The sequence below is a fragment of the Metabacillus sp. GQ13 genome, from assembly GCF_059758525.1.
The window spans coordinates 14,868-36,251 of record NZ_JCAXET010000018.1; the positions used below are offsets into that span (position 1 = coordinate 14,868).

The following is a 21,384-nucleotide window of genomic DNA, read 5'->3' on the forward strand; positions in this document are numbered from 1 at the left end:
TGACAGATTATGAGCTTGCAGTTTAGTGTACTTGCAAGCGGCAGTACGGGGAATGCGATCTATGTTGAAACTGACAATCAATCCTTTTTAGTTGATGCAGGTTTAAGTGGAAAGCAAATGCAAAACCTATTTGAGCAAATAGGGCGAGACATAAAGAAGCTATCAGGCATATTAGTTACTCATGAACATAGTGACCATGTGAAAGGTTTAGGTGTACTTGCAAGAAAGCATAAGTTACCTATTTACGCTAATGAAAAAACATGGAAGGCTATGGATGGGTTAATCGGAGAAATTGCTACAGAGCAAAAGTTCGTCTTTCCAACTGGAACAGTCAAAACATTTGGTGGGTTGGATATAGAATCCTTCGGAGTCTCACATGATGCAGCAGAGCCAATGTTTTTTTCCTTTCATCATCAAGATAAGAAGCTAGCATTGATTACAGATACTGGCTATGTAAGTGATAAAATGAAAGGGATTATTCGAAATGCAGATGCCTTTGTATTTGAAAGCAACCATGATGTTTCCATGCTTCAGATGGGCCGTTACCCTTGGAGTATAAAAAGACGTATACTAAGTGACGTTGGCCATGTGTCTAATGAAGATGCAGCATATGCGATGATGGATGTCATCGGTGATCAAACAAAGCGAATTTATTTAGCTCATTTAAGTAAAGATAACAATATGAAGGACCTAGCTCGAATGTCTGTTCAACAAACCCTAGCAAGCAAAGGGTTTATGACAGGAGACCAATTCGATTTATTCGATACAGATCCTCAAACCCCTACACCGCTTGTGGCAATATAAGAGGAAAAATAACAGCCCCTAAATAGGAGAAAAACACTCATGATTTAGAGGACATTCTCTATTAAATCATGAGTGTTTGACCCTAATGGAAAAGATATTAAACAAGGTCTAGATACATAATGAAATAAAAATGGATACCTATTCAATTGCTACTGTCTAATTTTTAGAGAAAAATTAACACTTCTTGGTTAATTTTTATTAGACAAGAGAATAATGTTGATTAGGTATACACACTATTCGTGCAGTAGTATGGAAAGGGATGGTGAAGGTATTGGGTTATTATGATCAAGATTATGAAAATAATAAGGTGAAAAAACAAAAGGGCAATCGTGGTGGTTGGTTTTTAGCAGGGTTGGTGGGAGCCATTTTAGGTGGTTTACTTGTGTTGTTTGCGATACCAACCCTTTCAAATCTCGATTTTCTACCATATGACATGGATTTAGGTGGAGAAGTTACCCAGGGAAATGATGATAATACAACAAATGGTTCAATTAAGAACGTCTCAGTCGATGTAAATACGGCGATTACAGAAATTGTAGACGATGTTTCTGAAGCTGTAGTGGGTGTTGTTAACCTTCAAGATGCAGGCTTTTGGAACGAAACGGGTGAGGCAGGAACAGGTTCTGGTGTCATCTATAAAAAAGAAGGTAAAAATGCCTTTATCGTTACGAATCACCATGTTATTGCTGGTGCAACTCAGGTAGAGATTAGCTTAAGTGATGGTACGAGAATACCAGCTGAAATTCTAGGAAGTGATGAATTAACGGACTTAGCTGTACTACGAGTTGAAAGTACAAAGGTTGGTAAAGTTGCGCAATTTGGTGATTCTGACAAGGTTAAACCTGGTGAGCCAGTCATTGCAATTGGGAATCCATTAGGATTACAATTTTCTGGGTCTGTTACACAAGGAATTATTTCTGGAACAGAAAGAGCGATTCCAATTGATGAAAATGGGGATGGACAGGTAGACTGGAATGCAGAGGTTTTGCAAACAGATGCGGCCATAAACCCTGGTAATAGCGGTGGTGCACTCATCAATATGGATGGAAAAGTCATTGGGATTAATTCGATGAAGATTGCTGAATCAGCAGTAGAGGGAATAGGCTTATCGATTCCATCTAACCATGTTATACCAATCATAGAGGATCTAGAAAAGTATAGTGAAGTAAGACGGCCTTATATGGGAATCGGTATGAGATCTTTAAACGAAGTGTCTAGCTATCATATAGAGCAAACGCTCAAGCTACCTAAAGAGATTGAATCAGGGATTGTGGTCATGAGTGTGGATTCACTTTCACCTTCAGGGCAAGCCGGATTACAGGAACTTGATGTGATCACTGAATTAGCTGGTCAGGAAGTAAAGGATATTATTGAGCTAAGAAAAGTCCTCTATAAACAAGCAATTGGTGACACTGTTGAATTCACCTATTATCGAGGTGGAGAAAAGAAAACTGGAAAAATGAAATTAGGAGAACAAGATCTGTTTGGGAGCTAGTTTTTAGCTCTCTTTTTTTATGAAGGAAAAGGAAAGTAGTTTAGTTAATACAAAAGAGACCTTGTGGATAAATTAAACTTATAAAAAACGAAAAGAATATCCACATGTGGATAAGGAGGATTATAATATGTACTGTTGTGAAGAACATATTGAACTTGCAATTGATATGTACGTTGATGAAAAAGAACTAGCTCCAGAGATCGAAAAAATTGAAGAAGGTGAAAAGTTATCCACAAATTGTGAATTGTGCAAAAACCAAGCAATATATGTAGTAGGGAACTAATATTCGGTTGAGTTTGTGGATAACACCGGTAATATTGTGGATAACATTCCAAGGATTATTTTTGTTTGAAATGGGGATAAAACATGAACATCTCAATCGTAACAATTGGAAAATTAAAAGAAAAATATCTAAAACAAGGTATCGATGAATACTTAAAAAGACTAACACTTTACGCAAAAGTGGAAATAGTCGAACTCGCTGACGAAAAGGCACCAGAAAACTTAAGTGAAACTGAAATGGTCCAAGTAAAGGATAAAGAGGGAGAACGGATCTTAAATAAAATTAGCGATGACACCTTTGTGATTGCCCTTGCAATAGAAGGTAAGATGAAGTCATCAGAACAGCTTGCCAAAGATTTAGATCAACTCGCAACATATGGGAAAAGCAAAATTGCCTTTGTCATTGGGGGCTCACTAGGATTGAGCAATGCCGTGTTAAAGAGAGCAAATGATACGTTGTCATTTTCAAAGATGACCTTTCCGCATCAGTTGATGAGGTTGATTTTGGTGGAGCAGGTTTATCGGGCTTTTCGGATTAATCGGGGGGAACCGTACCACAAGTAAATGAGGTTACTATATCCAAATCTCTAATAAAAAGGGGTATGCTCTTTAGAAATGAATAGCTATCACTTGTGATTGGAATTCGTTAGGTGCGACAACCCCCTTTATGTGAGGCTAGATTGAAAAGAGGGATATTCATGAGATATTTAGACAAATCCTTGGCACAGGAAATTGTGAATCGAACAATGAAGATTATGAACCTAAATATAAATGTCATGAATGAGAAAGGAGTTATTATTGGTTCAGGCGATAAAAAAAGGATTGATTCTATCCATGAAGGCGCAATAAGGGTGATAGAGACCCAAAGTGGTTTTGAAATTAGTGATACGGAAGTGGAACAACTGCATGGAGTTAAGCCTGGAATTAATCTGCCCATTTACTTTGGAGATAAAACCGTTGGAGTCATTGGGATAACGGGGGTACCTGCAGAGATTCGAAACTACGGGGAATTAGTAAAAATGGCGGCAGAAATGATTCTTCAGCAAGCTGTTCTACTAGATGAAATGCAGTGGGATGAACGATTAAAAGAGGAATTGACAAGCCAGCTGCTACATGAAACGAAAAATTTAAATCCATTCTATTTTGAAAGGGTAAAACGACTAGGTATCAATTTAGAGATTCCGAGAGTTGCAATTGTCCTAACAGTCGATCAGTCGAATGGCTATAAAAGGATTCGTGATAAACTGGAAAAAGACGATTTATATGTGATGGATCCCGATCATATTGTTCTCTTGAAAAAAGTGGATATGCCAGAATCGGGATGGGATTATTCCCAAACTTTAAACCAAATGGAAAAGTGGGCACTTGGATTGGAGAAATATCAACGGATACATTGTAAAATTGCAGTTGGGAGTTTCCATCCAACTTTAGAAGGACTTGCCGAGTCTTACCGAGAAGCCATTTATACTTTGAATGTGGGGCAGAAACTAGATCCTTATAAAACGATTTATTCTTATAACGAGTATAAGTTACCTATTTTTCTTACGCGGGCTAATCAGCTTGGGATTGGTGAAGATATTGGTCCCTATTATCAACAACTAAAGCGCCAAGATAAAAAAGGTGAACTATTGGAAACCTTGGCAGTATACGTTGAGGAAAATGGTGACGTCAATAAAGTCGCTAGCAGACTCTTTATTCACCGAAACACTCTAAGATACCGTTTGGAAAGGATTGCTGAATTGACAAATAAGGACCCACGTAAGGTAAAAGATTTACTTGAACTCTATCTTTCTATTTTGCAAAATCAAATTAAATAACTTGTGCAAATGCACAAAAGGGCTTGGTTTTCCTAAGCCTTTTTTTGATGGACTGAACAATGCATCCAGTATAGAAACCGCTTACAATAAAAGTATAAACAACAAGGAGGTAACACAAATGGATGCACATATTCAAGTAAGCGCTTTAGGTGCAGTGGTTGCACTCGTTATTGCAATTGTACTAATTTTAAAGAAAGTACCTCCTGCTTTCGGAATGATTGCCGGTGCGTTAATTGGCGGTCTAATTGGCGGAGTCGATATAACCAATACAGTTAATTTAATGATGGAGGGTGCCAAAGGCATTATTCCAGCAGTATTAAGAATTTTGGCGGCCGGTGTTTTAGCGGGAGTTCTCATTGAATCAGGCGCTGCTTCCGTTATTGCGGAAACGATTGTAAAAAAACTCGGTGAAACGAGAGCATTGCTTGCTTTGGCGATTGCGACGATGATTTTAACAGCAGTAGGTGTTTTCGTTGATGTTGCCGTTATTACAGTTTCCCCAATTGCCCTTGCGATTGCCAAAAGAGCCGGTATTTCCAAAACAGCCATTTTGCTTGCGATGATTGGCGGAGGTAAATCCGGTAACATTATGTCACCAAACCCAAATGCCATTGCTGCTTCTGATGCGTTTAACATTCCTTTAACATCCGTAATGGCTGCAGGAATCATTCCTGCGATTTTCGGAATTGTTGTCACTTATATTATTGCTAAAAAACTAGTAAAAAGAGGGTCTGCTGTTCAAGAACAAGAAATTCAAGCCCATAATGGCGGGTCCCTTCCTTCTTTCTTACCTGCTTTGATTGCTCCAATTGTAACGATTATTTTGTTGGCTCTAAGACCGTTGTTCCAAATCAACATTGATCCTATGATTGCTTTACCTGTTGGAGGTATTATCGGAGCACTTGTCATGGGCAGAGGGAGAAAAGTAAACGATTATGCGATTTCGGGACTTGGAAAAATGTCTGGTGTAGCAATTATGTTACTGGGAACAGGTACACTGGCTGGAATTATTGCGAATTCGGGATTAAAAGATGTTTTGATAAATGGACTAGATGCACTTGGTCTTCCAGCTTTTGTTCTTGCACCTGTATCCGGTATCTTTATGTCAGCGGCAACGGCTTCTACCACTGCAGGAACAGCTGTAGCCAGCCAAGTATTTAGTTCAACGATTTTAGGAATGGGTGTTTCCGCTATTGCCGGTGCTGCGATGATTCATTCGGGTGCTACTGTTCTCGACCACTTACCACATGGAAGTTTTTTCCACTCAACAGGCGGAAGTGTCAACATGCAAATCAAAGAACGCTTAAAAGTTATTCCGTACGAAACACTTGTTGGTTTAACGTTAGTGATTGTTTCTACTTTAATTTATGGTGTATTTCATATTTTTGGATAATAGTTCCCTTTAGGAAGGAGAAGGAAAAAGATGAAGATTGTTATTGCTCCGGATTCATTTAAAGAAAGTTTATCAGCTCTAGAAGTAGCGGAGGCTATTGAGAAGGGCTTCAAACGGGTGATTCCTGCTGCTGAATATGTAAAAGTACCAATGGCCGACGGTGGAGAAGGTACCGTTCAGTCTTTAGTGGATGCAACTGGTGGTGAGATTATTTTCAAAACCGTTACGGGACCGTTGGGCGAACCAGTAGATGCTTTCTTTGGAATCCTTGGAAACAAAACAACCGCTGTCATTGAGATGGCTGCTGCTTCAGGTCTACACCTAGTACCAGCTGGAAAACGGAATCCTCTTGTAACAACAACTAGGGGGACCGGCGAGTTAATGACTGCCGCTCTTAATTATGGAGTCAACCATATTATTATTGGGATAGGTGGAAGTGCAACAAATGACGGCGGTGCAGGAATGGCCAAAGCTTTAGGGGCACATCTGCTTGATAAGGATGGAAAGGAAATAGGAGAGGGCGGCGGCTCCCTTTCTGACTTAGCCTCTATCAATCTATCGGATTTTGACCCGGGATTAGCCAACATTAAAATTGAGGTAGCATGTGATGTCGATAATCCGTTGACGGGGGAAAAAGGTGCTTCCGCAATCTTTGGGCCACAAAAAGGGGCTACCCCAGAAATGGTGGCCCAACTTGATAAGAATCTTAGCCAATATGCTTCTATTATTGAAAGAGATCTTGGTAAAAACATTAACGATGTTCCTGGTGCTGGAGCAGCAGGCGGCCTTGGTGGAGGGTTATTGGCCTTCTTCCCTTCAGAATTGAAGAGGGGTGTCGAAATTGTAATAGAAGCTACTGGTCTTTCTCAAATCGTAGAGGACGCCGATTTAGTCATTACTGGAGAAGGTAAGATTGACGGACAAACCATCTTTGGGAAAACTCCAATTGGTGTTGCCAAAACGGCAAAAATATTTGGAGTACCTGTTGTGGGGATTGCTGGGAATGTATCTAAAGATAGTAATGTTGTTCATGAGTATGGAATTGATGCAATATTCAGTATTGTCCCTGGAGTAACTTCTTTAGAAGATGCCTTTAAACATGCAAAAGAATATGTGGAGAGAACATCTGCAAATATAGCTGCCGTTTGGAAAATGAAATAAAAGTTAAACGGAGGTTTGACAATGTAATGTCAGACCCTTATGGATTTGAATTAGATCACTATGTCTCTTCGAAAGCGAAATTGCTGATGCCAACTAATCGAAGTTTTCAGTTTTTAGCTTATTAACGATTTCGTAAAATACGTCACCTGTCTCATGACACCTAATGAAGATTCCTACTCCTAAGTGTCGTAATTCAAAAAACAATACCTCATTTTGTTGTGTTACGGTGAACCGTATTATAAGTAAAGGAGGTTTTTTAATAGATGTTTAAAAGGATTCTTCATTATATGCTCGAAATTTCATATACGCTATTCTGTAAAAAGTTGAAATACACAATAGTAAATATATAGGAAATTGTGTATTTCAACTTTTTATATTTATAAGGATTCCTTATGGGTCTTGAAGAATAGATACAGGTTAGATGGTGAAATAGGGAAATAAGTGGTAATATAGCTGTGATATTCCATTTATGAAATGGGGTTATATTATGAAATCCTACTGGTTATGGTTCCTCATAAACGTGGTTGTTTGGCCATTTGCTATTGATTACATGAACCTAAATATAGATCAATTAACTTCAAGTTTATTTGGTATTGCGTTATACTTCCTACTCTTTTTTATTGTTCCCTTAATAGAAAAAAAGATTTTTATATTGTTTTTATTATTATGTATGAATAGTTTTATCGCAGTAATTATCCTATTTCCGATCAATAATGAGTTTAATCCATATCTTATTCTTATTATTTCCCTTCTCATAGCAGAGGGCTTTTATCGTATGCCGCTGAAATATAGTATAGCTAATGGTGCAATTGGGGTATTAGGGCTATCGATAACCGTTTTATATAGTAATCTAGCACCACATATACATTTCCTCATCGTCATATACATCATTCTCCATTTCATTGCCTTAATATTTTTTAAGAAAACAAAAAAACAGTTAACAGATTTAGATGCACGATATCAGGAGATTTTAAGTGAATATCGTGACGTAAAGCGAAGAGTTTTTTCAGATGAGGAGTTGGCAAGACAAGAGGAGAGGGCTATGATTGCCCATGAAATACATGATTCGGTTGGACATAAGTTGACCGCACTAATAATGCAGTTAGAAATGTTTCGCTTACAAATCTCTGAGGATAAAAAGGAAAGGGTACAGTCCTTAAAGGATATAGCTAGTGAAAGTCTTAATGAAACACGTAGGGCGGTAAAATCACTTAAGGCAAATGATAATGGCGGGCTTCCAGGTATTTTACGTTTAATCCGGAAATTAGAACTGGAAAATATGATGCATATTCATTTTTCTGTAAAATATGGTGCCTTTTCTGCCCTTTTAACGGGTGAGCAATCCTTTGTCATTTTTCGTTCTGTACAAGAAGCATTAACGAATATAATGAAACATAGTCATACCAAAGAAGCGAACATTCTTTTTGAAGCACCGGGTGGTAGTATTTTTCGATTTGAAGTTAGTAATCCCGCTTCTCAAACGAGAGCCTATCAAGAAGGATTTGGGCTCCAATCCATGAGAAAGCGATTAGAAAATTATAATGGTGAATTGAAGGTATATCAAACGGAAGGACAGTTTATTGTTAGTGGTTTTATTAAAATAACAAATACAGGTGATAAGCATGATTCGAATACTTCTGGTGGAAGATCAAGTAATGGTGAGACAGGGCTTAAAAATGATGATTGAAACAGAGGATGAGTATAAAGTAACTGGGGAAACAGATAATGGAAAAGAAGCCGTAACTCTATGTGAAAAAAGGCAATTTGATATTGCCATACTTGATATTCGGATGCCTATTATGGATGGGTTGGAAACTGCAAAGGTCATACTATCCCGCTGGCCTAATACAAAGATCTTAATGTTAACAACATTTGATGACGATCATTATGTCATGGAAGCGCTTCGTATAGGAGTAAATGGATACATTTTAAAAAATGGTGATACTGATTCGTTACTTCGTTCAATTCGCAGTGCATTAAAGGGTGGATTAACGCTTGAAGAGCAAGTTGCAGCAAAAGTCGTGCCCCAGTTAATGAAGCAGCAAGATACTAAAGAACCAGACTCATCTTTAACTCCAAGGGAACGTGCCATTTTAAAATGTATTGGGGAAGGGCTTAACAATAATGAAATAGGTAAAAGACTAGCTATTTCTGTAGGTACGGTGAAAAATAATACAAGTCAAATTTTAAATAAACTGGATTTAAGGGATCGCACTCAATTAGCTATTTATGCCATTCGCCACAATCTTGTCTAAACAATATAAACAAAAGTAATGGATAAATACATAAGTCGTGACTAGAGACAGTATTGATACTGTTTCTTTTTTTATATATTGAACCTAACAATTAATAAAGGAGTGAGGGATTCATGCTTGAAACAGTTAAGCTTAGTAAAAGTTTTAAAGGTAAAAAGATTGTAGATGAAATTAATATTTATTTAGAAGCAGGGGAATCAGTTGGATTACTCGGGCCGAATGGTGCTGGGAAATCAACAACTATTTCGATGATATCTTCTCTAATTCGACCTACTTCAGGGGATATAAAACTTGATGGAAAAAGCACAATAAAAGACCCTTCTGAAATTAGAAAAGTGCTTGGAGTTGTTCCACAGGAAATTGCATTATATGAGGAACTTTCGGCATATGAAAATTTAAGTTTTTTCGGAAAAACTTATCAAGTGAAAAAGGAAATTTTAGAAGGTCGGATTCAAGAGGTGCTGGAAATGGTTGGTTTAAAGGATCGACAAAAGGAGCTTATTAAAACATTTTCTGGTGGGATGAAACGAAGAATAAACATAGCTGCTGCTCTATTGCATAATCCCCAAATTCTAATTCTAGATGAACCGACTGTCGGCATTGATCCTCAGTCAAGGAACCATATTTTAGAGACCGTTCGAGAATTAAATAAAACCTCTGGTACAACAGTTCTTTATACAAGTCATTACATGGAAGAAGTGGAGCAATTATGTAAAAGGGTTTACATTATGGATCGTGGAAAAATTATCGCTTCAGGTAGTAAAGGAGAATTGTTAAGTATTTTATCTACTGAGGATACTATCCAAGTTCAGCTTAGTAAGAGAAGTGAAACGTTAATTGACATGATTAAATCCTTTCCAAATGTTTACCAAGTGGAGGAAACAAGTGTAGGACTTCGAATTATTTCTAAAAAGAATAGCAATCTATTAAGTAAGCTAGTACTCGATTCGGAAAAAGAGGGAATTCAAATTGTTAACTATAAAGTAGAAATTCCAAGTTTAGAGGATGTGTTTTTACACCTAACAGGAAAAACATTGCGGGATTAAGGAGAGGTGAAAATGGGCTCATTTATTAAAAAAGATCTACTCATTTTTTGGAGGGACCGCAAAGAGATATTAATGGCTCTATTACTTCCAATTATCCTTATTGTCATATTAAACTTCGCCTTTTCGGGACTTTTTAACGATGAAGAAGATGCCATTCATTTAGATATAGCATTATTGATAGCGGACGATGAGAAGATGGGGAAAGAGCAATTTGAAAATGCTGTGAAAGAAAAGAACCTATCATCTTCTGAAAAAAAGAAATTGCTTGCAGTAGCAACAGATCTTAACCCCGTAGGTATGATCCGTGATTTTTTAAAAAAACCGGATAAACAAGGCTTGGTAACCATAAAAGAAATAAGTGAACAGGAAGCAACTAAAAAAGTCGAAAATGGGGATCTTGATGCGATTATAAAGATTCCTAGAGGATTTACGTATGGTGTTCTTTCTAATGTTTTATTAGGCGCCCCCGCCAGTAATACCCCAGTAAAAATTTTAGCAAAAGAGGAATCTACTGAGGTCGGTACACTTCAAGATATCGTCAATAACTTTGTGAATTCATTAAATATGCAATTTGCCCTTGGAAGTAAAGGGGAATTTGTATCAACTGAACCCATACTACCACAAGGGGGAAAGGAAGTTGTTGAAGGGATTGAAACCTATACGATTTCTCAATATTTTACGATTGCAATTGGCACGTTGTTTGCCCTGTTTTTAGCTCAAACTGTAGCATTAAAAACGGTTACAGAAAAGCGGGAGCGAGTATTTAATAGGATTATATTAACAAATAGTAATCCAATTAATTTTTTATTAGGAAAGACGGTTTCTACCTTTATTTTAGTGGTTGTACAGATGCTTATTACATTTATATCTGTTCAACTGTTATTAAGTGTCTTCCCCGGAAAAACAATAGAATTTTGGATGGGATTAGGTGTAATTATACTTGCCTTTTCCTTAACAGTTGCGGGACTATCAGCCTTATTTACATCGATTTCTCTCCATCTAAGTGACAGTAATACCGCAAGTGGACTTTTTACTCTCATTATTATGGGATTAGGGGTATTTGGTGGTAGCTTCTTTCCACTTGAAGGACTTCCACAGATATTTCAAGAAATTGGGGAATGGACTCCAAATGGTCTAACACAGACAACAATTATAGAATGGATTCAGTTTAGTATTATGAGTGATTTAGCCTTTCCTCTGATTGTTCTATTTGCCACTTTTATCGTTAGTTTTGTCATCAGTTTATCTATCTTTCCAAAAAGGGGGCGTAACTAATGTATCCAGTGCTGTATGCTCAATTTTTAAAGGATAAACGAAAACCACTACTCATTTTTTTATTTATTGCCCTCAGTATTTTAGCAACTCTCATTTTTGGGGATACGTCTCGACAAACGGAAGTAACTGTTGATGTTTTTGCATCTGGTTCCAATGCAGAGGAAATCGAACAACGGTGGGTAAAGTTATTAAATGATAATAGTGATACAAAATTTGTCATTTCAGAAGAAAGTGAAGCTCGTGAACAGGTTAGAGAAGGAAAAAGGGATGTAGCGATTCATATAATGGAAAATGATTATCGCTTAATTCCTGCATCAAATATGCCTAACATCCTGTTGGTAGAGCAAGAGGTTCATCAAATTTTTACAGAAGAAGCACAACTACAAGCGATTGCCGGTTCGGAAAATACAACAAATCTCAGAAAAGAATTCGAAAGCTATTTTGAAAATTCACCGATTACCGTTCAAACGGAAAATGTTAATGGTGGAAAACTTACAAGCTATGATATGGGAACCCAATTATTATTTGGTTTTACATTGTTTCTCACCATGTTTACAATTGGTTTTAAGGTAAATGGTATTAATGAGGATAAGGTAAGCGGAGTTTGGAACCGTCTAATTCTTTCTCCGGTTAGCAAAATAAATATGTATCTCGGTCACTTATTGTATAGCTTTTTCGTTGGTTTTTTCCAATTGTCCGCTGTTTTTCTCATCTTTAAATATGTGATGAATTTTGAAATTGGGCCGCTTCCGCTGATTCTGATGTTAGCTGCTGTATATGCATTGAGCTCGGTAAGTTTGGCAATGCTTATTGCGGGAATTGCAAAAACTCCTGAAAAATTTAATATGATTTATCCATCTGTTGTTCCGATCATTCCGGTTATCAGCGGGGTATACATGCCACAAGGTGCGATGGATAATCCAGTATTAAACGTTATAGCAGATGTTTTCCCATTAGGTTATGCAGTCGATGCAATGATGGATGTCGCTCTCTTTGGTGCAGGGTGGAGTGATATTATGTTACCCATTTCACTTTTGCTTCTAATTTCAGTGATGTATATGGGGATTGGGATTAACTTAGGAGAACGAGGGAAGAGGTAAGAAGTGATACGATTGAAGAGATTCTGACCTTTTGAAATTAATGACTGGATTGTATGTGATATTCAAAAGGATGGGAATAAGTATGAAATTATGTTAGTAAAGTAAAAGTTGAAAACTTAAAAAAGTTTATTTAATTTTAATGAAGTTCTTAATATAATAAACCTTAATTTGTTTATGTATTTCAAAACCAAAAGGATTTGTTGACATTAAGAAGGTTTTTTGGAATAATAAATTTAATTGCATAATGGTACTTTAAATCAGCCCAGAGAGGCTGACAAGGACAGCGGATTTTTTATGATATACGAAGGATAGGTTTATTCATTTATATCGTATTTTGTAATGGAAAAAGAGGCTAATTGTCAGGAAAACTGGCGATTAGCCTTTTTTGTGCTGTGTTATAAGGAAACATTAGATTAGGAGGATTACATTTTATGAAAAATGTAGATTTAGAGTTTTCATGGCGAGCGGTACCAACATCAAGCCGTAATTCTTTTTGGAAGACATTATCGGTAATGTTAGGATTTACATTTTTCTCTGCGAGTATGTTGGCTGGTGGAGAGTTAGGACTTGGCTTAACGTTTACGCAGTTTATTTTAATCGTATTAGCAGGTAACCTAGCACTTGGTATTTATACAGGAGCCCTTGCGTATATTGCAGCAAAAACAGGCTTATCAACACATTTATTAGCAAAGTATGCGTTTGGTAATAAAGGATCATATTTACCTTCATTTTTATTAGGCTTTACACAAGTTGGCTGGTTTGGAGTGGGAGTAGCAATGTTTGCGGTACCTGTTGCAAAGGCAATGTATTGGAATGTATATGCTTTAATTTTTATCTTTGGACTAGCAATGACTGCATCTGCAATTTATGGAATGAAATCGTTAGTCGTTTTAGGCCTTATAGCGGTACCAGCGATTTCTATTCTGGGAGGTTATTCAGCATTTGAAGCTACTCAGACGCTTGGCGGTTTCGACGCATTATTTGATTATGAACCAAAAGAAACGTTGACAATTGCTGCGGCTTTATCAATTTGTATCGGTTCCTTTATTAGTGGTGGTACTTTAACACCTGACTTTGCACGATTTGCAAATAACTCACGTTCTGCCGTAGTGGCAACGGTGATTGCGTTCTTCTTAGGGAACTCATTAATGTTCCTATTCGGTGCACTAGGATCAATGTCTTATGGTTTAGGGGATATTTCAGAAGTAATGTTTTTACAAGGATTAATGATTCCAGCGATTATCGTTTTAGGTTTAAATATTTGGACAACGAATGACAATGCTCTTTATGCATCTGGCTTAGGGTTTGCGAATATCACAAAGATTTCTAAAAAGGTGTTTGTTGTAGTAAACGGCATAGTCGGTACAATGCTGGCAATGTGGATGTACAATAACTTTGTCGGATTTTTAAATGTACTTGGTGCTGCCATTCCTTCAATTGGTGCTATTATTATAGCTGACTATTTCTTTGTAAGACGAGGAAATTATGGTAAATTTGAAGAAATGAAATTTAAAACAGTGAATTGGATATCAATCATAGCATGGGCTATCGGTGTAGTAATAGCTCAGGTTGCACCAGGTATTACTCCGTTAAATGCTTTAATCGGAACAGCTTTAGTTTATATCGTGTTAATGTACATTGCTTTTAACAAAAAATGAATCATAGAAAAGGTGATCACCCATGATAATTCAAAATGCAACATTGCGAGGTAAAGATGGACTTTGGCATATTGCTGTAAGAGATGGTCAATTTGCTGAGATTACAGAAAGTCTTGGCGAAGTAGCGCCGAATGAAGAGATAATTGATGTTAAGGGATCTCTTGTTTTACCACCATTCATTGAGCCACATATTCATTTAGATACGACATTAACTGCTGGAGAGCCGGAATGGAACCAAAGTGGGACATTGTTTGAAGGGATTCAACGTTGGTCACAGCGTAAGGAATCTTTAACACATGAAGATGTCAAAGACCGAGCAAAAACAGCGTTAAAATGGCAAATTTCTCAAGGGATTCAACATGTTCGTACACATGTAGATGTAACAGATCCCGATTTAACAGCTTTAAAAGCAATGCTGGAAGTGAAAGAGGAAATGGCTCAGTTTGTCGATATTCAGCTTGTTGCGTTTCCGCAAGAGGGGATTCTGTCATATCCTAACGGTGCAGAATTGCTTGAAGAATCATTGAAAATGGGTGCTGATGTTGTCGGAGGCATTCCTCATTTTGAATTTACTAGGGAATATGGTGTAGAGTCTTTAAAAATCGCTTTTGATCTTGCTGAAAAATACGATCGTTTAGTAGATATCCATTGTGATGAAATTGATGATGAACAATCTCGATTTGTAGAAGTAGTAGCAAAAGAGGCATACGAACGTGGAATTGGTACTCGTACAACAGCGAGTCATACAACGGCAATGGGCTCTTATAATGATGCCTACACATCCAAACTATTTAGATTATTGAAGCTCTCTTCTATTAATTTTGTATCAAATCCACTTGTGAATATTCACCTTCAGGGAAGATTCGATACATATCCAAAGCGAAGAGGCTTGACTCGGGTAAAAGAGTTACAGGGAGCAGGATTAAACATTTGTTTTGGCCACGATGATATATTTGATCCATGGTATCCACTTGGAACTGGAAATATGCTTCAAGTATTACATATGGGAATCCATGCTTCACAATTAATGGGTTATGAACAGATTGTAAACTCTATCGATTTGATCACTATAAATAGTGCAAAAACATTACATATTGAAGAAGGGTACGGAATCGAAGTAGGGAAGCCAGCAAACTTTATCGTCTTATCTGCAGAAAATGAATATGAGGCAATTCGCAAGCAAGCGACAGTCAGATATTCCGTCAGAAATGGCAAGATTATTGCTGAAACAAAGCCAAGTGAAACATCAATAACATTAGGTGAATCTAAAGAGAAGATTGATTTTAATAGATGATAAAGATTTGGGCACAACTTTATAAGGGTTGTGTCTTTTCTCATAATGGGATGAATTTTAAGGTCTATACATTGTAGTGATTTTAGAAACCGTCAAGGGTGTTCAAGGGTGTCAAAAGGAAGTGAAAAGAGTTTATTTAGCTAGTTCCTTCTATACAGGTAAATGACCTTGCTCGCATAATTGGTAAGACAAACAGCGATTCTAAGTAGCAAAAGTCGGCTCTTGGAGTTTGTGGAACACGACAAACTATACGAAAGGAGCCTTGCTAAACAATAGAATCTATTTCTGAAATCATTTCCGTTTTATTTAATTTAGACAACTCTACGCTAGTTTGCCATAACTGTTTTCTATTCTCATTGTTATACGAAAGAACGGAAGATTTTATTTCTTTAGTGCCTTCGAAATATTTCCCTGTTGTTTGATTATATTTGCTATCTGTTATTAGGGCAGCTAGAGCTCTCCCAGACTGACGTACGGTATTCACATTAGGGTAAAATAACGTAAGAGCAGGCAGCACATACTTCCATATAAATTTCATAAACGGGGTGTAGCTTTGAGCAAGTCCTGTACCTGGCATCATTCCCGGATCGAATGCATTTACATTAGTATTCATTTCTGGTTGTTGATTTATTCGATTTGCCAACTCGTAGGTGAAATATAAATTACATAACTTAGAGGTCGTGTAGCGGCGTCTGCCAATGAAAGATATAGATTCATTTGAACTTTTTTGATTCGGATGAGCTAATAAATAGGGATCCTCGAAAACAGGTGCAGGCATTCCAGTCTTTTTCAATGGATCATGGGTTCCACTGCTGACTAACACGATTTTGCCAGAAGGGGATATCTGATTGAGCATCATATTGGTCAAGAGAAAATGCCCAAGATGATTTACTCCAAAAGTAGCTTCATATCCATCTTTTGTATAATGTGTTTTATCTGTGAATTGTACGCCGGCGTTACATACAAGTGCATATAAAGGAGGAAAATCCATTTTCGAAAACTTGCTTACAAAAGCTCTTATCGATTCTAAAGATGAAAGATCAAGCTCCAATGAGGTTATGTTGATGTTATTAGTTTCTTGTATTAACGAGTTTACTGCTATCTTAGCTTTAGCTGCGTTGCGGCAAGCTAAAACCACATTATTATTTTTGTCATGCTTAGCTATTTGCTTTGCGCATTCATATCCCAATCCCGAGTTTCCTCCTGTTATAATAACCGTTCGTTTCTGAGCATTCATATCCTATATCCTCTCCTTTGTAATATAACCGCCATTTCTAAAAAAACACAGCACGTTGACACTGTCAACTTGAATTGATTATATATCGCGTAGTTGACGCTGTCAACTACTTAATGTAAATTTATAACAAGAACTTTAAATTCATTTTAAAAGAGGATAATTATGAACAATACAAAACAAAGGCTTATTCAAATCACTAGACAAATGATTGATCAACATGGTGTCGACGCCCTCAGTATGCGTGAACTTGGGAAGGAAATGAACATGTCCCGAAGTGCCGTGTACAGACATTTCAAAAATAAGGAGGATTTGCTGGCAGCCATTGTTGTTGAAAACTTTTTACAGCTAAAAAGTAATATTAGCAAATTAGTTGAAGACAATAGTGACCCGCGAAAATTGTTTTATGTCATTTTGTGTACTTACTATGATTATGGTATGAAGAATAAAGAGCACTATCGTTTAATGTTCCAAAAACAATGGGATCAAAATTTATACCCTGACATATCTAATTCTGCTTTTGCAATATTTGATCTTGTAGAAATGCGTTTGGAGAGGGCAGGGAATACTCATAAATCGCCCAAACAATTAACTGCAATCATCTTTTCGTTTATTCATGGTTTGGTTGAATTAAATTCTGCTCAACATTCAGAAATTGAAAAGGGGTTGAATAATCCAGCAGATCTCATTGTTGCCTTTTTGGATCTTATTTTTATTTGAATGGTATCTCTTGTGTTAGATAATCCCGATAGAATTACTTGTAATAAGATAGGGAAAACAAAGGCTTAATGAGATTCTGGGAGTAGAATTTATGATGAAATCTGGGTGAATTATTAAAATAGGGAGAAAAAAGAATATATATGTTCAAGGAATTAAAACCTCATTTAGATACCGTACGGAGAACCGTACCATAAATAGCAGTAAAGCGGAGACTGGAATTGAAAGTTGATGCAACACGAATATATCGTTGAGAATTTACTTGCCCGCTGGAAGTGGAATTCATGGTAACGATGATAATAATCTTGATGAACAAAACGTGAGATATACTATTGAACCGCAGATTAAAAAGGACAGAGGCAGCCGCCCTGTCCTTTCTTAATGGAGAAATTGACCAAGGTTTACAGTTCGACTTTCCAGTTACCCATCATCTTGGCGACTTCCGGATCGCGGTACGACAAGAATAGGCTCTCCTGCGTATCGAGGGTGGCAATGTGCTTCATATCGTCTGCGCTCAACGTGAAATCGAAAATGTCGAAGTTTTCGACGATTCGCTCTTTGCGTACCGATTTAGGAATGACAACAACTTCTCGCTGCACAAGCCAGCGCAATGCGATTTGGGCGATGGATTTGTTGTGTTTTTTTGCGATTGAGGTCAGTACTGCGTTACTAAACAGGTTATTGCGTCCTTCAGCAAAGGGTGCCCATGACTGGTGTTGCATGCCTTGCTCTTTCAAGAAAGCAGCGCTCTCTGTCTGCTGATAGAATGGGTGCGTTTCAATCTGGTTGACGGCGGGCACGATTTCGTTATGAACAATGAGGTCCATCAGACGATCCGGCAGGAAGTTGCTGACCCCGATGGCCTTGGTTTTGCCTTCACGGTACAGCTCTTCCATCGCGCGCCAAGTGCCGTAGTAATCGCCAAAGGGTTGGTGAATCAGGTACAAATCGAGATAGTCGAGCTGCAGCTTCTTCAAGGATTTTGCAAACGCCAGCTTGGCACTCTCGTAGCCGGCATCCTGAATCCAAATCTTGGTCGTGATGAACAGATCCTCACGCGGTACACCGCTTCGCTTAATCGCGCTTCCGACCGCTTCCTCGTTAAGGTAACCGGCCGACAGCGCTTCGTACACCGCTCTCTCGCATTCTTCAGCATCGGGAATTTGATAGACACCGAAGCCTAGTATCGGCATTTTCACACCGTTGTTCAAAGTTACAGTTTGCATGGAAATTCCTCCTATTGTTGGGATGTATAACAGCAACCGGCATGTATCCCACAAAATCAGGACTGTAGCGGGATTCAACCTGCGACCGAATTGCATTACAATAAGCATAATACCTTCGTGTTACACGAAGGCAAGAGGCTGTTACTATTTTTTTTCAAAGGAGGGTTTCATATGTATACGGTCAAAGAAGCCGCTCGGATCACGGGACTCACCGGGCACGCCGTGCGCTATTACACTGATAAAGGCCTGGTGCCAAGCGTACAGCGCAATCAAAACAACATTCGGTTGTTCGACCAAGAATCGATTAACTGGCTGCATGGCATCAAATGCCTCAAGCAATCCGGGATGCCGATCGATGTTATTAAAATGTATATCGATTTATGTCTCGAGGGGGATTCGACCATTCTTCAGCGCTACACACTCATGATGGAGCATAAAGAAGATGCACTCGCTAAGCTCGAAGAAGCCAAACAGCACGTTGCCCATTTGGAAGAGAAGACAGCCCTGTACCAGGACATTCTGGAGAACCGCTCTCCAGACACGACCAATCCCGCCCACTGGGATAGAATTCAGCATATGCATGGAGACGTGTTTTACTCACACTCTGCTGCTCGTAAGGCGTGAGATAGTTATGAGCGTCCCAATAAAATTATTATGGTAAGTATTGACAAAACTACCTCGCTCGAGATATATTGTATATATTCAATAATCACAATTTTTTTGAGGAGGGATTTATGAAGTGCTTGCATTAGACATTCGAAACGTAAATAAGAGTTACCACAATTTTCAACTTAAAAATGTTTCGTTTCAACTGGAGAAAGGCTATATTATGGGTTTTATCGGTGCGAACGGCGCAGGGAAGACTACGACGATAAAATCAATCCTGAATATGACCCGCATGGATAGCGGGGAAATTCACGTATTCGGGCGAAATATGGCTGAGTACGAACTTGAGTTGAAGCAGGATATTGGGTATGCCATGGGTGATGTAGACTTTTATACCCGTTGCAAAATGAAAGCCTTGACAGATGTAATCAAGAAGTTCTATGCCAACTGGGACGATGAAACGTACCGCAATTACCTTCGGAAATTCAAGTTGGATGAAAACAAAAGGATTGCCCAGTTATCGACGGGAATGAAGGTGAAATACAGTATTGCCATTGCCTTGTCCCATGGGGCAAAGCTTCTGATTCTCGACGAACCGACAAGCGGGCTTGACCCAGTTACAAGAGACGAACTGTTGGATATTTTCCAAGGACTCGTCGCTGACAGTGAAATCAGCATTTTGTTCTCGACTCATATTACTTCAGATTTGGAGAAGTGCGCTGATTTTATAACCTTCATTGAAAATGGGCAAATCGTCCGCAGTGGTGAGAAGGAAGAGTTCAAAGAATCCTATCTTCTTCTAAATGGTTCTGTAACTCAACTGAACCAAGTGAAGGACAGATTAATCTCCTATAAGATGAATTCATTTGGATTTACGGGGTTGATACTCTCGAGAGACTTCGATATCTCCTGGAACATAAAGGCTGCTACGCCGAGCCTTGAGGAGATCATGGTCTATTTCGCGAAGAAGGAGGATGAGTATGTATAACCTGGTGATGAAAGATGTTAGGTTGGCTGTGCCTCCCTTTTTTTTCCTGTTTCCTTTCTTGTTTGGTGCTTTAATGCTTATTCCCGGTTGGATTTACTTTATCGTCTTGCTCTATTTCTGTTGGATTACGATCCCGAATTTATTTAACCAATTTAAAGCGCAAAACGATTTGATGTTTACGTCCGTGATGCCTGTCGCCAAACCAGATATGGTAAAGGCAAGGGTGACCGTTATTGTCGGTTTAGAGCTGCTGCATATCGTGACTGCCGCGATCTTTGGTTCCATTTCGCTGATTTTATATCCGAACGTAACCTATTATTTCTTCCCGCCAAATATGGGTTTCTGGGGGTTAAACCTTGGCATGCTTGCGATTTTTAACCTCATCTTTATCCCGATGTTTTATAAGACGGCTTATAAATTCGGCTGGGCACTGTTCGCCGCCGTTACGGCCGCCATGCTGTTCGCCGGTATCTCCCAATGGCTTGGCATTCAAAATCCGGTTTTGAATGATATTTTCTATGGGACCGATGCGCAACAAGTGACGATCCAAACATTCATCCTGATTGCTGGAATTTTGATGTTTGCGACGCTCTCCATCATTGCCTATCGGCTCGCCGTCAAACGATTCATACGAGTGGAAATCTAATGAACATCGCAATCTCGAACGCATCTGACAAACCGATTTACCAGCAGCTTTTTGAGCAAATCAGTGCCCAGATTCTGAAAGGAGAGTTGGAAAATGGCTATTGTCTTCCACCGATCCGACAAGCTGCTCGGGAGCTTAGCATCAGCGTGATTACCGTTAAAAAGGCTTGGGAAGAACTAGAAAGATGCGGGTTGATCCATACCATAAAGGGAAAGGGTTGTTTTGTAGCCGAACTGTCCACCGATCGGAAATTGCAAATTCGTGATGAAATGATCCTTAAGCAAATGCTTCTCGACACATCCTACTACAAATCCTTCGGCCTTACCTTGGATGAAGTGTTGAAGATGTTGAAGAATGTATATTAGGCGGGAGGAGCTGGGCAACAGC

At 38.4% G+C, this 21,384-nt stretch carries 21 protein-coding genes; 19 read left to right on the plus strand and 2 right to left on the minus strand.

The window, feature by feature from the left end; genetic code table 11:
• Positions 1 to 9 precede the first annotated feature (9 nt).
• From yycJ to AC6CHR_RS19955, 14 genes are all read left to right on the plus strand, one after another.
• Positions 10 to 804 (plus strand): exodeoxyribonuclease YycJ, encoded by a 795-nt coding sequence (yycJ, locus tag AC6CHR_RS19890; RefSeq protein WP_498250768.1) that lies wholly within the window; start codon positions 10 to 12, stop codon positions 802 to 804.
• Between the two features lie 259 nt (positions 805 to 1,063).
• Complete coding sequence (locus AC6CHR_RS19895; RefSeq protein WP_498250770.1) at positions 1,064 to 2,299, plus strand: S1C family serine protease; 1,236 nt, start codon at positions 1,064 to 1,066, stop codon at positions 2,297 to 2,299.
• A 127-nt stretch (positions 2,300 to 2,426) separates the two neighbouring features.
• Complete coding sequence (locus AC6CHR_RS19900) at positions 2,427 to 2,582, plus strand: CxxH/CxxC protein (RefSeq protein ID WP_498250771.1); 156 nt, start codon at positions 2,427 to 2,429, stop codon at positions 2,580 to 2,582.
• Positions 2,583 to 2,665: 83 nt separating this feature from the next.
• Positions 2,666 to 3,145 (plus strand): 23S rRNA (pseudouridine(1915)-N(3))-methyltransferase RlmH, encoded by a 480-nt coding sequence (gene rlmH / locus AC6CHR_RS19905; RefSeq protein ID WP_498250772.1) that lies wholly within the window; start codon positions 2,666 to 2,668, stop codon positions 3,143 to 3,145.
• 134 nt (positions 3,146 to 3,279) lie between these two features.
• Entirely contained in the window at positions 3,280 to 4,398 is a 1,119-nt protein-coding gene (locus tag AC6CHR_RS19910) for a sugar diacid recognition domain-containing protein (RefSeq protein WP_498250773.1), read from the plus strand.
• Between the two features lie 118 nt (positions 4,399 to 4,516).
• Positions 4,517 to 5,791 (plus strand): GntP family permease, encoded by a 1,275-nt coding sequence (locus AC6CHR_RS19915; protein WP_498250774.1) that lies wholly within the window; start codon positions 4,517 to 4,519, stop codon positions 5,789 to 5,791.
• A gap of 30 nt (positions 5,792 to 5,821) precedes the next feature.
• Positions 5,822 to 6,952: a glycerate kinase gene (locus tag AC6CHR_RS19920; RefSeq protein ID WP_498250775.1), complete on the plus strand. Its 1,131-nt coding sequence runs from the start codon at positions 5,822 to 5,824 to the stop codon at positions 6,950 to 6,952.
• A 487-nt stretch (positions 6,953 to 7,439) separates the two neighbouring features.
• The gene (locus tag AC6CHR_RS19925; protein ID WP_498250777.1) at positions 7,440 to 8,639 is read left to right on the plus strand and encodes a sensor histidine kinase; all 1,200 of its coding nucleotides are present in this window, start codon (positions 7,440 to 7,442) and stop codon (positions 8,637 to 8,639) included.
• Positions 8,575 to 9,207, plus strand: coding sequence for a response regulator (locus AC6CHR_RS19930; RefSeq protein WP_498250778.1), 633 nt, complete (start codon positions 8,575 to 8,577; stop codon positions 9,205 to 9,207). Before AC6CHR_RS19925 ends, AC6CHR_RS19930 begins: the two co-directional genes overlap by 65 nt.
• Before the next feature lie 113 nt (positions 9,208 to 9,320).
• Positions 9,321 to 10,253: an ABC transporter ATP-binding protein gene (locus tag AC6CHR_RS19935; RefSeq protein ID WP_498250779.1), complete on the plus strand. Its 933-nt coding sequence runs from the start codon at positions 9,321 to 9,323 to the stop codon at positions 10,251 to 10,253.
• 12 nt (positions 10,254 to 10,265) lie between these two features.
• On the plus strand, positions 10,266 to 11,528 hold the full coding sequence (locus AC6CHR_RS19940) for an ABC transporter permease (RefSeq protein WP_498250780.1): 1,263 nt from the start codon (positions 10,266 to 10,268) through the stop codon (positions 11,526 to 11,528).
• Complete coding sequence (locus tag AC6CHR_RS19945) at positions 11,528 to 12,628, plus strand: ABC transporter permease (protein WP_498250781.1); 1,101 nt, start codon at positions 11,528 to 11,530, stop codon at positions 12,626 to 12,628. The genes AC6CHR_RS19940 and AC6CHR_RS19945 overlap by 1 nt, the downstream gene beginning before the upstream one ends.
• 431 nt (positions 12,629 to 13,059) lie before the next feature.
• A complete protein-coding gene (codB, locus tag AC6CHR_RS19950; RefSeq protein WP_498250782.1) occupies positions 13,060 to 14,286 on the plus strand; it encodes a cytosine permease in 1,227 nt (408 codons plus the stop codon).
• A gap of 22 nt (positions 14,287 to 14,308) precedes the next feature.
• On the plus strand, positions 14,309 to 15,580 hold the full coding sequence (locus AC6CHR_RS19955) for a cytosine deaminase (RefSeq protein WP_498250783.1): 1,272 nt from the start codon (positions 14,309 to 14,311) through the stop codon (positions 15,578 to 15,580).
• A 265-nt stretch (positions 15,581 to 15,845) separates the two neighbouring features.
• On the opposite strand, the gene AC6CHR_RS19960 is transcribed toward AC6CHR_RS19955, so the two are convergent.
• Positions 15,846 to 16,817: an SDR family NAD(P)-dependent oxidoreductase gene (locus AC6CHR_RS19960; protein ID WP_498250784.1), complete on the minus strand. Its 972-nt coding sequence runs from the start codon at positions 16,815 to 16,817 to the stop codon at positions 15,846 to 15,848.
• Between the two features lie 162 nt (positions 16,818 to 16,979).
• Here AC6CHR_RS19960 and AC6CHR_RS19965 point away from each other — a divergent pair, with 162 nt between their 5' ends.
• Positions 16,980 to 17,534 (plus strand): TetR/AcrR family transcriptional regulator, encoded by a 555-nt coding sequence (locus AC6CHR_RS19965; RefSeq protein ID WP_498250785.1) that lies wholly within the window; start codon positions 16,980 to 16,982, stop codon positions 17,532 to 17,534.
• Positions 17,535 to 17,932: 398 nt separating this feature from the next.
• On the opposite strand, the gene AC6CHR_RS19970 is transcribed toward AC6CHR_RS19965, so the two are convergent.
• Entirely contained in the window at positions 17,933 to 18,757 is an 825-nt protein-coding gene (locus AC6CHR_RS19970; protein ID WP_498250786.1) for an aldo/keto reductase, read from the minus strand.
• A gap of 171 nt (positions 18,758 to 18,928) precedes the next feature.
• On the opposite strand from AC6CHR_RS19970, the gene AC6CHR_RS19975 reads away from it, so the two are divergent.
• The 4 genes from AC6CHR_RS19975 (at position 18,929) to AC6CHR_RS19990 (ending at position 21,362) form a co-directional block, all read left to right on the plus strand.
• Positions 18,929 to 19,381: a MerR family transcriptional regulator gene (locus AC6CHR_RS19975; RefSeq protein WP_498250787.1), complete on the plus strand. Its 453-nt coding sequence runs from the start codon at positions 18,929 to 18,931 to the stop codon at positions 19,379 to 19,381.
• A 115-nt stretch (positions 19,382 to 19,496) separates the two neighbouring features.
• On the plus strand, positions 19,497 to 20,351 hold the full coding sequence (locus AC6CHR_RS19980; RefSeq protein ID WP_498250788.1) for an ABC transporter ATP-binding protein: 855 nt from the start codon (positions 19,497 to 19,499) through the stop codon (positions 20,349 to 20,351).
• Positions 20,344 to 20,997 carry an ABC-2 transporter permease gene (locus AC6CHR_RS19985; protein ID WP_498250789.1) on the plus strand — a complete coding sequence of 218 codons (654 nt, stop codon included), beginning with the start codon at positions 20,344 to 20,346 and terminating at the stop codon, positions 20,995 to 20,997. The genes AC6CHR_RS19980 and AC6CHR_RS19985 overlap by 8 nt, the downstream gene beginning before the upstream one ends.
• A complete protein-coding gene (locus AC6CHR_RS19990) occupies positions 20,997 to 21,362 on the plus strand; it encodes a GntR family transcriptional regulator (RefSeq protein ID WP_498250790.1) in 366 nt (121 codons plus the stop codon). The genes AC6CHR_RS19985 and AC6CHR_RS19990 overlap by 1 nt, the downstream gene beginning before the upstream one ends.
• Positions 21,363 to 21,384: the final 22 nt, after the last annotated feature.